The organism is Curtobacterium sp. MCBD17_026, from assembly GCF_003234895.2.
Taxonomy (GTDB): domain Bacteria; phylum Actinomycetota; class Actinomycetes; order Actinomycetales; family Microbacteriaceae; genus Curtobacterium; species Curtobacterium flaccumfaciens.
Genome location: NZ_CP126281.1, coordinates 2,692,172 through 2,706,938, shown reverse-complemented (window position 1 = coordinate 2,706,938; position 14,767 = coordinate 2,692,172). Strand labels below are relative to the sequence as shown.

The window sequence follows — 14,767 nt, the reverse complement described above, 5'->3', positions numbered from 1 at the left end:
AAGGAGCACCCATGCGAGTCGGCAGTGCAGTGCAGTACGACCGGTACGGCGACTTCGACGTCGTCGAGCTCGTCCCCCAGCAGAAGCCCGAGGCCGGACCGGGCGAGATCGTCGTCGAGATCGTGGCCGCGGGACTGAACCACATCGAGCGGTTCCTGCGCGAGGGCAAGCTCCGCGACCACGTCGACCTCGAGTTCCCCGCACACCAGGGCGTCGACTTCGCCGGCATCGTGCGTGCGCGGGGCGACGGTGTGAAGGACCTCCGCATCGGGGACGAGGTGATGGGGCACGCGCCGACCGGCGGCGCCCACGCCACCTGGATCGCGGTGCCGCGCGGCGCCGTCATCAAGAAGCCGGAGCACGTCGGGTGGGAGGTCGCCGGCGGCCTGTACCTGGCGGGCTGCACCGCGGTGTCGGTCGTCCGGTCGCTCCGGCTCGGACCGCAGGACACCGTCGTCATCTCGGCCGCAGCGGGTGGCGTCGGACACATCGAGTGCCAGCTGGCGCACGACGCCGGCGCGACCGTGATCGCCCTCGGCAGCCCCCGCAACCACGACTACCTGCGACAGATCGGCACGCTGCCCGTCGCCTACGGCGAAGGCGAGGAGGACCGCATCCGCGACATCGCCGACGGCCGGCCGATCACCGCGTTCATCGACAACCACGGTGAGAGCAATGCCGAGCTGCTGGCCGAACGTCTCGGCGTCGGCCAGGAGCGGTTCGTGTCGTCGGAGGAGCGCCGTGACATCGAGGTCCGGTTCCTCCGTGCGCCCGCCGAGGACGAGGAGACCCGCGAGCTGCTCACCCTGCTGGCGAAGGCCGTGCAGGACCGTCGGGTGCAGGTCCTGATCTCGGGCTTCTATCCGTTCGAGTACATCGTCGAGGCGTACGAGGACCTGGCGGAGATGAAGTCCCGCGGCAAGGTCGTGATCGGGATGCAGACGGTGGAGACCGGGGCGCGGCTCGACTGGTACCGCTCCGAGAAGGCACGTGACCTGCGCGACCGGTACGCCGATGCGCGGGGGACCGACACGGAGACGATGGCCGGCGGATCGGCGTCGCCCGCGAGCTGAGCGAGCTGATCGTTGCAGGGGCCCGACACCTTCGTGTCGGGCCCCTGCCGCGTCAGCTCAGGATGTCCTTCGAGGCGAATCGGCTGTACGCCAGCGCGCCGAACACCACCACGTACCCGAGCTGCAGCACCGCGTTCGACCCGAACGAGTCGAACGAGATCGGGTCGCGAAGCAGGTCGCCGAACCCGAGCCACTGGTGCGAGAACAGGAACGGGTGCAGCCAGTCGAGCTGGGGGAGCTGGTCGAGCACCTGCGACGCCCCGGCGAGCACGACCGTCGCGGCCATCGCGCCGACCGGCACGTTCGTCAGCGTCGAGGTGAACATGCCGATCGCCACGAGCCCGAGCATCGACATGGCGACGTACAGCGCGAGCAGCAGGGCGCGGCCGGCGTACGACCAGCCGCCCACCTGGGTGCCGGACAGCAGCGTGACGGGGCCGATCGGGAACAGCACGGCACCGATCGCCGCACCGACCAGCACCACCAGCAGGGTGGCGGCCAGGCAGAACGCGACGGCACCGGCGAACTTGACCAGGACGAACCGCACGCGGCCCGTCGGTGCGACGAGCAGGTAGCGGATCGTGCCGTGGCTGGCCTCGCCCGCGACGGTGTCACCGGCGACCACGCCGACCGTCAGCGGCAGGAACAGCGGGATCGACACGGTCAGTGCCGTGAACGCCACGAACAGACCGTTGTTGGTGATGTCGCCGAGGAACGCCGGCCCGCCGTCGTCGCCGTCGGTGGTGAGCTTCACGGCGACCGCGATCAGGATCGGCACGAGCGCGAGTGCCCCGAGCATCGCCCAGGTGCGGCGACGCCGGAACACCAGCGCGAGTTCGGAACCGAGCAGTGCGAACGGGCGCTGCCGGCGTCGGACGGGCAGGTCGCGCACGGCCGCGTCAGGCTGCGACATCGAATCCCTCTCCGGTGAGTGCGACGAACAGGTCCTCGAGGGTGCCGCCGCCCACCGTCAGGCCGCGCACCCGGACGTCGGCGCGCACGAGTTCCGCGGTGATCGTCTCCGGCAGCAGCGCGTTCGGCAGGTCGGCCACCAGCACGTCGGCCCCGCCGTCGTGCCGCGGGGTGAGCCCGAGCCGGGTGAGGACGGTAGCGGCCTGCCCGATGTCGGGCGTCCGCACGGTCACGGTCCGGGCCCCGGCTGCGCGCAGCTCGTCGAGGGGGCCCTGCGCGACGATCTTGCCCGTCCGCATCACGGCTGCGTGCGTGCAGACCTGTTCGATCTCGGCCAGCAGGTGGCTCGACACGAACACCGTGGTGCCGTCGTCGGCCAGGGAGCGGATGAGGTTGCGGACCTCGCGGGTCCCCTGCGGGTCGAGGCCGTTGGTCGGCTCGTCGAGCACCAGCAGGTCACGCGGTGACAGCAGGGCGTTCGCGAGGCCGAGCCGCTGCTTCATGCCGAGGGAGTACGCGTGCGCCTTCTTGTCGGCCGCGTGGGTCAACCCGACGCGGTCGAGGGCTCCGGCCACGCGGGCCTTGCGGGTACGCGGGTCCGACGTGGGGTCGGCGGCGTCGAAGCGCTGCAGGTTGGCCCGACCGGACAGGTACGGGTAGAAGGCCGGTCCCTCGACGAGCGCGCCGACGCGGGGCAGGACGTCGTGCAGCGCCTTCGGCATCGGTTCGCCGAGCAGCTCGATGGTGCCGCCGCTCGCGCTCGAGAGCCCGAGCAGCATCCGGATCGTGGTGGTCTTGCCGGAACCGTTCGGCCCGAGGAACCCGAACACCGCGCCGCGCGGCACCGCCAGGTCGATCCCGTCGACCGCACGCTGCTTGCGGAACACCTTCTGGAGGCCCGTGGTGCGGATCGCCAGGTCAGGTCCCTGCCCGGCCGTGCTCACCTCGTGGTCGGCTGTGCTCACCTCGTGGTCGGCTGTGCTCACCTCGTGGTCGGCTGTGCTCACTTCGCGGCGTCGACCAGGGAGGCGACCGGCACGGCACCCGCGAGCACGCGGCCGTCGGCGGTCAGGTAGACCGAGACGAGCGACGTCTGCACGGCACGGCCGCCGTCGACGGGCTTCGTCAGCTGGTCGAGCAGGCCGGATGCCTCGCCCTCGAGCCCGGACCGGTCGACCGTGCCGGCGGGGAGCTCGGCGATGGTGCTCCAGCCCGTGCCCGTGAAGGTCGGCTCGTCATCGCTCGGGGTGCCACGGTGGTCGCTGTGCTCGCCCTTCGCGTGCGACCCGGCGTCGGACAGGTCCTTCTCGGTCACCTTCGCGTTCGACGGCGGGGTGAAGTCGAAGAGCCGGGCCGCCGGGGCGCCGTAGTCGAGGCTCGTGAACCCGACCTGCACCGCGGGGTCGTCCGCGCCTGCGGCCTCGACGCTCGCGCGGAGCGGGAGTCCGGTCTGCTGGTCGACGGCCAACCGGACGGCTCCGACGAGGGTGTCGGACGACTTCGGCGTCAGGGCGATCTGCCAGGCGTCGTGTCCGGCGACGCTGACCTCGGTCGGCTTCGACACGGTGGTGGTCGGGGTGATCGCGTCGATGGCCTGCCGGGCGATGTCGGCCGGTGTGGTCGTGCCGTCCTGCAGGTCCGTCGCGGTGTCGCTCGGCAGGGTCACGTGCGTGGCCGAGCGCTCCTTCGAGTCCCAGGTCCAGACGTCCGAGCCGTTGCGGACGACGTCCTGCTCGGCGAGCTGCTGCGTCAGCTGGACGCGCTGCTTGTCGGGGCCGTCGACGTAGACACGGGCGGTGTGCGACGCGGTGAGCAGCCCGAGCACGTCGGAGGCGTCGCCCTCGAGCGAGGAGCCGCCGGACCCGGTGGGCAGTTCGGGGAGGCCCAGCGCGCTCGTCTGCGAGAGCTTGCCCGAGTACTGGGCGTCCGACGACTTCGCGATGCTGGCGATGACGGCCGCGGCGCTGGGATTCGTCCCCGCGATCGGGTCGTTCGCGGCGTTCGCGATCATCGGGGCGGCAACGGCGCCGGCGACGACGACCGGTGCGATGACGGCTGGCAGCCAGGCTGACTTCTTCATCGGGTTCCCCTCGTGGAGCATTGGAGTCGTGGGTACGGTACGTCCGGCCCCCGACAGGCAGCTGGGCGTTGCGCGGCGGCCTAACCCCGTGCGTCGACGCCCGCGGGAGCGCTGCCGTCGTACGCACAGATCGCGTTGACCTTCTCGGCACTCGCGCTGGAGGTGTCGAAGGTGTAGCCGAGCCACTCCTTCGCCAGACGACGCGCGAGCTCGATGCCGACGACGCGCTGCCCCATGCAGAGGACCTGGGCGTCGTTCGACAGGATCGAGCGCTCCACGCTGTAGGAGTCGTGCGCGGTGACGGCACGGATGCCCGGCACCTTGTTGGCGCTGATCGCCACGCCCAGTCCGGTGCCGCAGATCAGGATCGCCCGGTCGGCCTCGCCGTTTGCCACCAGCCGTGCGGCGTCGACGGCGACGTGCGGGTAGGCGGTGTGGCCGTCCGCGTCGACGCCGACGTCCCGCACGTCGGACACCCGGTCGTCGGCGAGCAGGTCGGCCTTGATGATCTCCTTGTAGTCGAACCCGGCGTCGTCGGACCCGATCACGAGACGGTACGTCATGTCTGTGCTCCTCCCGCGCCCCGAGGTTCCGGGCGCTCCCGAACCAGTCTGCGACGGCCGTGGACATCTGTCCAGCACACAATTTCTGCGCTGCGCGTGGCGGTAGCATCGCACCATGTCGGCCGAGACCCCCACCCCGGACGGAGCCCGCACCCGGTTCCCGCTGGACACCGTCTACCAGGCGGCGCGGATGTACTACCTCGAGGACGCCACGCAGGTCGAGATCGCCTCGCGCCTCGGCGTCTCGCGCCCGACCGTCTCGCGGCTCGTCGCCGAGGCCCGCAAGGCCGGACTCGTCCGCATCGAGGTCGTCGACCCGTTCCAGGACGAGACCGTGGCGCTCGCCGAACGCCTGCAGGTCGTGCTCGGGCTGCGCGCGGTCCACCTCGCCGCGGTCACCCACGCCGCCACGCTCGGCGCCGACCTGGCCGCCCCGCTGGCCGCCGCGGTCGAGGGCATGGGACTCGTCCCCGGCGACGCCGTCCTGATGTCGTCCGGCCGCACCGTGTACGACGTCGCACGGTCCGGCATGCCGACCATGCCCGGCGTGCAGCTCGTGCCCACCGTGGGCGGGCAGGCCGACCCGATGCCGTGGTTCCAGACGAACGAGATCACCCGGACGGCCGCGGAACACTCCGGCGCGATCCCGGCGTTCCTGTTCGCCCAGGCGCTGCCGTCCCCGGTGATGCGGTCCACCCTCGACGAGGACCCGGCGTTCCAGCACGTCGTCGGGCTGTGGAGCCGGGCGAAGGGCGCGATCCTCGGCATCGGGGCGCCGACGCACACGCGGGACGCCCTGGCCCGGGGCATCCCGGTCGAGGACGTGGCGTTCGACCGTGCGGCAGGCGACGTCTGCCTGAACTTCTACGCCGCGGACGGATCGGCGATCGAGTTCCCCGGGAGTGACCGGATGGTGCGGACCTCGCGCGAGATCCTGTCGACCGTGCCGCACGCGGTCGGGGTCGCCGTGGGCGGCGCCAAGGTGACGAGCATCGTGGCTGCGGTGCGGGGCGGGCTGGTCAACGAGCTGGTGACGGACGCCGCGACGGCGCGCGCCGTGCTCGACGCACTCGCCTGAGCGAGCCGGCGCCGCGCCCGATCCTTCCCATCACGCGTGAGATGGAGGGTGGATTCGGGCATACCTGGTCGTTTCTTCGTGGCAGGTACGCCCGGTTTCGGCAGGTACGCCCGGTTTCGGCAGGTACGCCCGATTTCGGTAGGTACGCCCGGTCAGGGGGCGACCGCAGGCGGCCTGGAGGCGCGGGGCGGGGCCGCATCTCGCCTCCAGGCCGGTGGTCCCCACGTCTAGGGCGTGCGCCGCACGTCCCACAGGTGGTGCACCGGGTCGTGCGCGTAGTAGGTGGCGAGCGTCGCGACGGTGAAGGCGCTGCCGTCGGACCGGAGCCCGGTGCGCTCGAGCACCTCGTCGGGCACCGCCGCGAAGGCCCGGGCCGCGCGGTCGGCCGACTCCCGCAGTTCCTCGGCGACGACCGCGGGGTCCTGCTCGCCGTAGCGGTCCTCGACGGCGGTGGCGTCCTGGTCCCAGTTCGGGAACGTGGGGGCGTCCTCGGTGAGCATCAGCTCGAGGCGCTCCGCCATCTTCCGGTGCACGTCCCGCACGTGGGCGCCGTACTCGAGCGGGGACCACGTGTGGTCGTCGGGGCGGTCCCGCACGTCGTCGCGTCCGAGGATCGCGGGCCAGCCGGCCGTGTTCTCGTCGATGATGCCCGGCACGTCGCGGACGGTCACCGCACTGCCGTCGTAGCCGCACTCGGGACACGCGGACTCGATGACCCACGTCCAGTTCTTCGTCTCGGGTTCGATCGCCATGGGCCGATGGTACGGCCTCGTTACTCAGCTTCCGGGTTCGCCGGACCGGTGCGGATCGGCGGCACACTGCGACGATCCACGCGTCGTTCGACTCGCGTTCTGTCGCAACATGCGCACGCACCGGATGCGTCCGCACCCGCCCGCGGCCCTCCACGCTCACTCGTGCCGGTGCTCCGATGCCGGGTCCACCGCGGGCCACACCGGGAACGGGTCCGGCCAGCCGCGCCACACGTCCGGCCCGGCGAGCAGCTCCGACGGCGTGAGCAGCGCCCCGTCGAGCGCCCGCTCGATCGCCCGGACGTCGAGCTGCTCGCCGACGAACCACAGCGCCTGCCCGATCGGGGCGTCGGCGTCCCACGACGGGTTCGCGGTGGGGTCGAGCGCGAGCATCGACCCGAAGCTCGACCACGAGCCGACGTGGTCCGGCCGGGACGCCAGGCGGAAGAACCCCCGCGACCGCAGCACGCGGCCGTTCACCCCGGCGGACAGGTCGTCGGCGATGACGGACGACAGCCGTCCGGGGTGGAACGGCAGCGGCTCCCGGTAGCGCATCGAGACCAGGGCGTCGCGGGCCTCGCGCCCGGTGTCCGCACCGCTCGACAGCGCCCGCATCCAGCCCGCACCGGTGGCGAGCACCCGCGCGGCTCCACCGTTCGAGGCCGGCAGGTCGGCGGCGCTGCGGATCGCGGGCAGGGCGACGATCACGGCCTGGGGCGCCATCCGGTGCAGCAGTGACACGAGCGCCCGACGCCGACGGCCCGACAGCGGTTCGATGCGGTCGAGGGCGATCACCGTCGCGTACTCGACGAGTGCGGCCATCCGGTCCGCGGCCACGAAGGCGTCGTCGACGTCCGACCACAGCAGGTGCGCGACGTCGTCCGCCCGCAGCACCCCGACGACGTGCCGGAGCACCCGGTCGTCGCCGGTCTCGGACCGTGCCGCGTTGGCGAGCAGCATGCCGACCGCTCGGGCGTCGGCCCCCGGGTGCAGGGTGACGACGAGCCCGTGGCCCGCGTCGGGCCCGCAGACCCGGTCGAGCTGGTCGGCGCGGTCGGCCACGGCGCGGGCGGTGGCGAAGGCACTCCCGGCGACGTGCATCCGGTGCCCGTCCGAGATCCGGGCGGCGACGCGGTCGGCGTCGACCTGGTGCAGGGCGGTGACGAGGGTGATGGCAGCAGCACGCATGTCCGCTACTGTAACTGACAACCGTTCTCAACAAGGAGGCTCGTCGTGAAGGTCCGCAACTCCCTCAAGGCCCTGAAGCAGATCCCCGGCTCGCAGGTGGTCCGACGTCGGGGCCGCGTCTACGTCATCAACAAGAAGAACCCCCGCTGGAACACCCGGCAGGGCTGACGTCGGCGGCGGTCCGTAGGGTGGCGGGATGCGACTGCTGCTCATCCGCCACGGCCAGACCCCCGCGAACGTGCACGGCATCCTCGATGCCGTGGTGCCCGGACCGGGGCTGACCGAGCTCGGGCAGCAGCAGGCCGACGCCCTGCCCGCAGCGCTCGCCCACCGGGGGATCGAGCGGCTGTTCGTGTCGTCGATGGTCCGCACGCAGATCACCGCGGCGCCCCTCGCGACCTCGCTCGGCCTCGAGCCCGTGGTGCTGCCGGGCCTGCGCGAGATCGAGGCGGGCGACACCCAGGGTAAGAACGACGAGGTGTCCGTGCAGACCTACATCTCCACCGTGCACGGCTGGTCCGGCGGCGACCGGACGACCCGGATGCCCGGTGCCGAGAGCGGCACCGAGTTCTTCGAGCGCTACGACGACGCCGTCCGGCAGATCGAGGCCACCGGGGTCGCGGTCGCCGCTGCCGTCAGCCACGGTGCTGCGATCCGCACATGGGCGAGCGCAGCTGCGCAGAACACCCCGGACCACTTCGGCACGAAGCGGCACCTGGAGAACACCGGCATCGTCGAGCTCGAGGGCTCGTTCGCCGACGGCTGGCGCCTGGTCGACTGGGAAGGCGAGCCGGTCGGCGGCGACCAGCTCATCGACCGCACGGCGCTCGACCCCACCGGCGAGCGTTTCTGACGCGACCAGCGGGTCGCCGACGCGACCAGCCGCTCGCGAACGCGACCACGAACGGACGGGAGGCGCGGTGCCAGCCGGCACCGCGCCTCCCGTCCGTGGTCGGTCGCGTCGACTACGCGAGCTGCGACGCCGATGCGGACGTCAGCGGCACGATCACGCCGTGCGACTCACGCAGCACGTCGAGCGTGCGCTGGACCTCGTCCGCGCGCTCCTCGGTCGTCCAGCCGAGCGCCTCGGCGAGCACGTCGGCCAGCTCGTCGAGCAGGTCGATCGTGACCCCGCCGACGAACGCCAGGTTGGTGCGGCGCAGGACGACGTCGACCAGGTGGACGGCCTGCTCGTGGCGGGCGAAGTACGCGACCTCGGCGCGGGTGAGCGACGGGTCGGACTCGAGCGGCTCGACCGGGCCGTCGGTCAGGACGTCCACGACCTCGGCGGCACGGGTGCCGTAGCGCTCGAGCAGCCCCTCGACCAGGGACTCGTCCAGGCCGTCGCGGTGCGACTTGATCCACAGGGCGCGCTGGGCGTCGGTGGTCGGGAACTCCTTGCCACCGCCGATCGGCATGCCGGTGGTGTCGACCTTGCGGCTCATGCCGAGCTTGGTCGTCGCCTCGGTGGACAGGTGTGCAGCAAGGGCACGGAAGGTCGTCCACTTGCCACCGACGAGCGACAGCACGGTCGACTTCGGCAGCCCGGCGATCTGGGTGTCCACGATCCGGTAGTCACGGGACACGAAGCCGGGGGCGGTGTCCTCGTGGCGGGGGAGCGGACGGATGCCGGAGTAGCTGTAGACGATGTGGTCGCGGGTGACGTCGATCTGCGGGAACACGTGCTTCACGAGCCCGAAGAAGTAGTCGATCTCCTCGTCGGTCGTCGTGACCGGCTTCGCGGGGTCGGCGTCGATGTCGGTGGTGCCGATGAGCACCCGGCCCTTGAGCGGGTAGATGAGGACGATGCGGCCGTCGTCGTTCTCGAAGAACAGCTCGCGGCCCTTGGTGGCCTCGAGCAGCTCGTCGTTGTGCACGACGATGTGCGAGCCCTTCGTGCCGCCCATGAACTTCGTCTCGCCGCCGAATGCCTCGTTCGTCAGGTCGGTCCAGGGGCCGGAGGCGTTGATCACGACGTCGGCGGTGAAGACGAACTCGTCGCCGGTCTCGCGGTCGCGCAGCAGGACGCCGCCGTCGCGGGTGCCGGCTGCCTCGACGTAGTTGGTGGCGCGTGCGGTCGCGGCGGAGCCGGTCCCGGTGCCGGCGGTCAGGCCGTCCTTCAGGACGTCGAGGGCCAGGCGCTCGGGCTCGTGCACGCTCGCGTCGTAGTAAGTGCCCGTGTACTTCAGGTCCTTGTTGAGGGCCGGCATGTCCTCGAGCGCGGCCTTCTTGGTGCGGAAGACGTGCTTCGGGACGGAGCCGCCGTCGCGCGAGAAGGAGTCGTAGATCGTCATGCCGATCTTGATGAGCATCGCCCCGCGCTCCTTGGTGGAGCGCTGCTTGTGCGTCAGCATGCGCAGCGGGGCGTTCATGATGCCGGAGAACGTCGAGAAGATCGGCATGGTCGTCTGCAGCGGCTTGACGTAGTGCGGGGCGATGCGGATCAGGCCGTTGCGCTCCTGCACGCTCTCGCGCACCAGTCGGAACTCGCCGTTCTCCAGGTAGCGGATGCCGCCGTGGATCATGTGGCTCGAGGCCGCGGAGGCGCCGGAGGCGTAGTCGCCACGCTCGACCAGGGCGACGTCGACGCCCTGGAGCGCCAGGTCGCGGAACGTCGCGATGCCGTTGATGCCGCCGCCGACGACGAGGACCTGCGCGTTCGGGCGCTCGGTGAGGGCGGTCACCGTGTTCCGGGGCTGTGTCTTCTTCGACATGGTTCGTCGCTTCCTTCGTCTGTTCGTGGGGTCAGGATCGATCGTGCGCTCGTTCGACAGGGCGGGCAACTCGCGTGCACGAACGTGCAGCACACGTGTCGTCCAGGCCCGAGACGGCGGTCGGGAGGCGCGGCAGGGGTTGCAGAGGCCCTGCACGTCCGTGCATGGTTGCGTTCGACAGATCGGAGCACCATGAGCGATGCGGCTCAGCCCATGCGCACGCAGCAGGCGCTGCGCGCCGCCCACCTGTACTACCTGCAGGACCTGACGATGGACGCGATCGCCGACGAGCTCGGCACCTCGCGCTCGTCGGTGTCGCGGCTGCTGAAGTACGCCAGGGACACCGGGCTCGTCGACATCCAGATCCGTTCTCCCCTGGACCAGGCCGCTGCGCTGAGCCGGAGCATCCGCTCCCGCTTCGGGGTGCACGCGCACGTCGTCCCGGTGCCGGACCACACGAGCGACGTCGACCGGCTCGAGCGGGTCGCCCTGTCCGCCGCCCGGATCCTGACGCAGTACGTCGAGTCGAACATGGTGATCGGGATCTCGTGGGGCTCGACGGTGAGCGCGGTCAGCCGCTACCTGGTGCCGAAGACCACCCACGGCTCGACGATCGTGCAGATCAACGGCGCCGCGAACACCCGCACCACCGGCATCGTCTACGCGTCCGAGATCCTGCGCCGGTTCGGCGAGGCCTACGGGGCGTTCGTGCAGCAGTTCCCGGTGCCGGCGTTCTTCGACGACCCCGCGACGAAGGAGGCCCTGTTCCGCGAGCGATCGATCCGCCGTGTGCTCGACCTGCACGAGCGGATGGACCTCGTGGTGTTCGGCGTCGGTGCCCCGCAGGCCCCGGTGCCCTCGCACGTGTACTCCGGCGGGTACCTCGACCCCGAGGACCGCGACGAGCTCACGCAGGCGGGGGTCGTCGGCGACGTCTCGACGGTGTTCTACCGGGCCGACGGCTCGTGGAAGGACATCGGGGTGAACGCACGGGCCGGCGCTCCGGACCTCGACACGATCAAGCGCGCGCCGCGGCGGGTCTGCGTCGTCGCCGGGCGGTCGAAGGCGGCGTCGCTGCGGGGCGCGCTGGCCGCCGGGCTCATCACGGACCTGATCCTGGACGAGAGCGTGGGGCAGGCGATCCTGCAGCCCTGAGTCAGGACCTGACGCAGTTTGTCGGTGGTCCGTCGTAAGTTCTCGAGCATGGTGCTTTCTCTCGAACAGCCCGGTGAGCGGTACTTCCGACGGATGGTCGGCAGCGACGTCGACCAGGCGCTCGCGTTCTTCACGGGCGACTACGACTTCCGTGCACCACTGGTCCGTCGCACCCACGAGAACGCCTACTGGGACTTCGCCGGCGTCGGTGACGAACGGATGTCGCTGCGGGCGTCGCGGTTCATGGTCGACCTGCGGAGCGAGAGCCAGGTCGACGACGAGTTCCTGGTCGCCTGGATGCGGAGCGGTTCGAGCCGGATCACCTCGGGCGGCGAGACCCACGAGCTCGAGGCCGGGGTGCCGGTCGTGCTGCCCTTCGCCGAGCCCTACGCCCTGCACCACCGGGACATCGCCCTGAACCTGGTGCACCTGGACCGCGACTTCGTCCGGGCGGTCGCCGGCGACGACGACTTCGCCTTCGAGCCCATGCGCCGTCCGACGGCCGACGGCATCGCGCTGTGGCGTTCGGTGGTGCGGAAGTACTCCGCCACGTGGCTCGACGTCGACCGGTCGATGAGCCCGAGCGTGCAGCACGACATCGCCGAGGCGTTCGCCACCGCGGCGATCCGGGCGTTCCCGCAGCGCAGCAAGTGGCGTGCGACGGTGTCCGGCAGCGGCCCCGAGCACGACCGCCTGCGTCGGGCGCTCGAGTTCGTGCACGAGCACGCGCGCGAAGCGATCGGTACCCCGGACATCGCTGCGGCGGCGGGACTCAGCCCGCGCGGGCTGCAGCAGTCCCTCCGCCGGCACCTCGACCAGACGCCGGGGGAACTCCTGCGCGGCGTGCGACTCGACGGTGCGCGGACCGACCTGGTCGGCAGCGGCCTCGACGAGACGACGGTGGCCGAGGTCGCCCGGACGTGGGGCTTCGGGCACCTCGGGCGCTTCTCGGCGACCTACCGCAGCCGCTTCGGCGAACTGCCGAGCGAGTCGCTGCGCGGGCGCTGACCGACCGACACTGGGGGCCGTTCCGCCGAATACCGTGACACGGATCGCGCTGCGGTTGTCCGGATGTTCGGCTCGGTGCTGCTGTGGGCGAATCCGGTGCTCAATGGTGGGGACGAACGCACCGCCCACGAAGGAGTCAGCATGCGCATCGGCGTCCCCACCGAGATCAAGAACAACGAGTACCGCGTCGCCGCCACTCCGGCCGGCGTCGCCGAGCTCGGGTCGCACGGCCACCAGGTGCTGGTGCAGGCCGGTGCCGGGTCCGGTTCGGCGTTCACCGACGACGAGTACCGCACCGCCGGGGCCACGATCGTCGACACCGCGGCCGAGGTCTGGGAGCGCGCCGAGCTGATCCTCAAGGTGAAGGAGCCGGTCGCGTCGGAGTACCCGATGATCCGGCCGGGCCAGATGCTCTTCACCTACCTGCACCTCGCCGCCGACCGACCGCTGACCGACGCGCTCATCGACTCGGGCGCGACGGCGATCGCCTACGAGACCGTGCAGCTGCCGGACCGCTCGCTGCCCCTGCTGTCGCCGATGTCCGAGGTCGCCGGGCGACTGTCCGCCCAGGTCGGCGCGTTCCACCTGATGCGCACGAACGGCGGGCGCGGGCTGCTGCTCGGCGGCGTCCCCGGCACGCCGAAGGGCCGGGTGGTCGTCATCGGCGGCGGCGTCGCGGGAGAGCACGCCGCCACGATGGCGCTCGGCATGGGTGCCGACGTCACGGTGTTCGACATCAGCCTGCCGCGGCTCCGGGCACTGGACGCCCGGTTCGACGGCCGCCTCACGACCCTGCGCTCGTCGGCGCACGCCATCGCCGAGGCACTGCGCGACGCCGACCTGGTGATCGGTTCGGTCCTGATCCCCGGGGCGTCCGCGCCGAAGCTCGTCACCGACGCGATGGTCGCCGACATGCGGCCCGGATCGGTCCTCGTCGACATCGCGATCGACCAGGGCGGCTGCTTCGAGGGCTCCCACCCGACCACCCACGACGACCCCACGTTCGCCGTGCACGACACCGTGTACTACTGCGTGGCGAACATGCCCGGCGCCGTCCCGCGCACGAGCACGATCTCGCTGACGAACGCCACGCTGCCCTACGCCGTCGCGATCGCCGACCGTGGCTGGGAGGCCGCGCTCGAGGCCGACCCCGCGCTCGCCGCCGGCCTGAACGTGCACGCCGGCCGGGTCACGAACGCCGCGGTGGCCGCCGCCCACGGGTTGGTGGCGTCCGCGCGCTGAGGGTGTGCGAGTCTTCGCGCTGAGCGACACCTCACGGGCCAACGGCCGCGTGAGGTGTCGCTCAGCACGAACGACGCGCAGGAGGACCCGTGTCAGGCCGCCACGGGTGCCGCCGCCCGACCGGCACGCCCGCCGACCCAGCCGACGCGGGCACGCACCACCACCGTCACGACGACCACGGCCGCCGCAGCCACCATGGCCGCGACCGCCGTCGGCACGGAGACGAGCGGCCCCTCGAACCGGGCGACCGCGACCCACGCAAGACCCCATGCGAGCGAGGCCATCGGCGCCAGGCGTCCACGACCCCACAGCGCGATGAGGACCCCGACGAGCCCGGCCACCGCGGCGACGACCACGCCCCACGGGTCCTGCCCGAGTCCGAAGCCCCGGAAGCCCGCCGCCGTCAGCACCGCAGCGGTGTTGGCGGCCGTCGCGACGCAGACCCACCCGAGGTACAGCCCGAAGGTGCCGTCGGTCAGGATCGCCTCCACCACGCCGCGGGACGGGGTGCGCCGCAGGATCATGAACGTCCAGATCAGCACGACGAGCAGTGCGACGATGATCGGCTCGCTCGCCCACAGGAACCCGAACTGCACCGACAGGATCCAGGCGGCGTTGAGCAGCAGGGACAGCACCGCCGGCACCACCAGCCGCTCGTGCCGCTCGTCGTTCTCGGTGCGGAAGAGCTGCAGCACCGCGTAGCCGATGAGCCCGGCGTAGACGACACTCCAGATCGAGAAGGCCGGGCCGTCCGGGGCGATCGCGGTGGAGGACGCCGACAGTGCGCCACCGGCGGCGTCCTGGATGGGCGTCCCACCGGCAGCGCCCGACCCGACGTACGCGCCGATGACGGCGACGACCGCGCTCACGGCCACCCCGATGCGCTTCCAGATCCTCTTCATGACAGTCCCTTCGTCAGCATGCTGATGACCTGCACGGTAGGCGGCCGGCGCTGACGGTCGTGCAGCGCGCGTTCAGGCAGGACGCCGGCGCATGGCGGGCGTG

General features: G+C 71.6%; 15 protein-coding genes. 7 read left to right on the top strand and 8 right to left on the bottom strand.

Going from position 1 to position 14,767, the window contains the following annotated elements; translation table 11 throughout:
- Positions 1-11: 11 nt before the first annotated feature.
- Entirely contained in the window at positions 12-1,073 is a 1,062-nt protein-coding gene (locus DEI85_RS12860; protein ID WP_051596869.1) for an NADP-dependent oxidoreductase, read from the top strand.
- Positions 1,074-1,125: 52 nt separating this feature from the next.
- On the opposite strand, the gene DEI85_RS12855 is transcribed toward DEI85_RS12860, so the two are convergent.
- From DEI85_RS12855 to DEI85_RS12840, 4 genes are all read right to left on the bottom strand, one after another.
- Complete coding sequence (locus tag DEI85_RS12855; protein ID WP_110862287.1) at positions 1,126-1,986, bottom strand: ABC transporter permease; 861 nt, start codon at positions 1,984-1,986, stop codon at positions 1,126-1,128.
- Positions 1,973-2,950, bottom strand: a complete 978-nt coding sequence (locus DEI85_RS12850; RefSeq protein WP_111124312.1) for an ABC transporter ATP-binding protein — start codon at positions 2,948-2,950, stop codon at positions 1,973-1,975. The genes DEI85_RS12855 and DEI85_RS12850 overlap by 14 nt, the downstream gene beginning before the upstream one ends.
- A gap of 38 nt (positions 2,951-2,988) precedes the next feature.
- Positions 2,989-4,065 carry a LolA family protein gene (locus DEI85_RS12845; protein ID WP_146244803.1) on the bottom strand — a complete coding sequence of 359 codons (1,077 nt, stop codon included), beginning with the start codon at positions 4,063-4,065 and terminating at the stop codon, positions 2,989-2,991.
- Positions 4,066-4,145: 80 nt separating this feature from the next.
- On the bottom strand, positions 4,146-4,628 hold the full coding sequence (locus tag DEI85_RS12840) for a ribose-5-phosphate isomerase (RefSeq protein WP_110862284.1): 483 nt from the start codon (positions 4,626-4,628) through the stop codon (positions 4,146-4,148).
- 115 nt (positions 4,629-4,743) lie between these two features.
- Here DEI85_RS12840 and DEI85_RS12835 point away from each other — a divergent pair, with 115 nt between their 5' ends.
- Positions 4,744-5,706, top strand: coding sequence for a sugar-binding transcriptional regulator (locus tag DEI85_RS12835; protein WP_111124303.1), 963 nt, complete (start codon positions 4,744-4,746; stop codon positions 5,704-5,706).
- 227 nt (positions 5,707-5,933) lie between these two features.
- On the opposite strand, the gene DEI85_RS12830 is transcribed toward DEI85_RS12835, so the two are convergent.
- Together DEI85_RS12830 and DEI85_RS12825 are read right to left on the bottom strand one after the other, a co-directional pair.
- Complete coding sequence (locus DEI85_RS12830; protein ID WP_111091247.1) at positions 5,934-6,458, bottom strand: DinB family protein; 525 nt, start codon at positions 6,456-6,458, stop codon at positions 5,934-5,936.
- A gap of 156 nt (positions 6,459-6,614) precedes the next feature.
- Positions 6,615-7,643, bottom strand: coding sequence for a GTP-binding protein (locus DEI85_RS12825; protein WP_071405048.1), 1,029 nt, complete (start codon positions 7,641-7,643; stop codon positions 6,615-6,617).
- 45 nt (positions 7,644-7,688) lie between these two features.
- On the opposite strand from DEI85_RS12825, the gene ykgO reads away from it, so the two are divergent.
- Together ykgO and DEI85_RS12815 are read left to right on the top strand one after the other, a co-directional pair.
- Entirely contained in the window at positions 7,689-7,811 is a 123-nt protein-coding gene (gene ykgO / locus DEI85_RS12820) for a type B 50S ribosomal protein L36 (RefSeq protein WP_071247691.1), read from the top strand.
- A gap of 28 nt (positions 7,812-7,839) precedes the next feature.
- Positions 7,840-8,496, top strand: a complete 657-nt coding sequence (locus DEI85_RS12815) for a histidine phosphatase family protein (protein ID WP_111124304.1) — start codon at positions 7,840-7,842, stop codon at positions 8,494-8,496.
- A gap of 112 nt (positions 8,497-8,608) precedes the next feature.
- Here the strand turns inward: DEI85_RS12815 and DEI85_RS12810 are convergent, their stop codons facing one another.
- Positions 8,609-10,357, bottom strand: coding sequence for a glycerol-3-phosphate dehydrogenase/oxidase (locus DEI85_RS12810; RefSeq protein ID WP_111124305.1), 1,749 nt, complete (start codon positions 10,355-10,357; stop codon positions 8,609-8,611).
- A 192-nt stretch (positions 10,358-10,549) separates the two neighbouring features.
- Between DEI85_RS12810 and DEI85_RS12805 the strand changes: the two genes are divergently transcribed.
- The 3 genes from DEI85_RS12805 (at position 10,550) to ald (ending at position 13,762) form a co-directional block, all read left to right on the top strand.
- Positions 10,550-11,512 (top strand): sugar-binding transcriptional regulator, encoded by a 963-nt coding sequence (locus DEI85_RS12805; RefSeq protein WP_027466231.1) that lies wholly within the window; start codon positions 10,550-10,552, stop codon positions 11,510-11,512.
- A 48-nt stretch (positions 11,513-11,560) separates the two neighbouring features.
- Positions 11,561-12,520, top strand: a complete 960-nt coding sequence (locus tag DEI85_RS12800; RefSeq protein WP_111124306.1) for a helix-turn-helix transcriptional regulator — start codon at positions 11,561-11,563, stop codon at positions 12,518-12,520.
- 141 nt (positions 12,521-12,661) lie between these two features.
- Complete coding sequence (gene ald / locus DEI85_RS12795) at positions 12,662-13,762, top strand: alanine dehydrogenase (RefSeq protein ID WP_111124313.1); 1,101 nt, start codon at positions 12,662-12,664, stop codon at positions 13,760-13,762.
- 92 nt (positions 13,763-13,854) lie between these two features.
- On the opposite strand, the gene DEI85_RS12790 is transcribed toward ald, so the two are convergent.
- Complete coding sequence (locus DEI85_RS12790; protein WP_111124307.1) at positions 13,855-14,664, bottom strand: TspO-related membrane protein; 810 nt, start codon at positions 14,662-14,664, stop codon at positions 13,855-13,857.
- Positions 14,665-14,767: the final 103 nt, after the last annotated feature.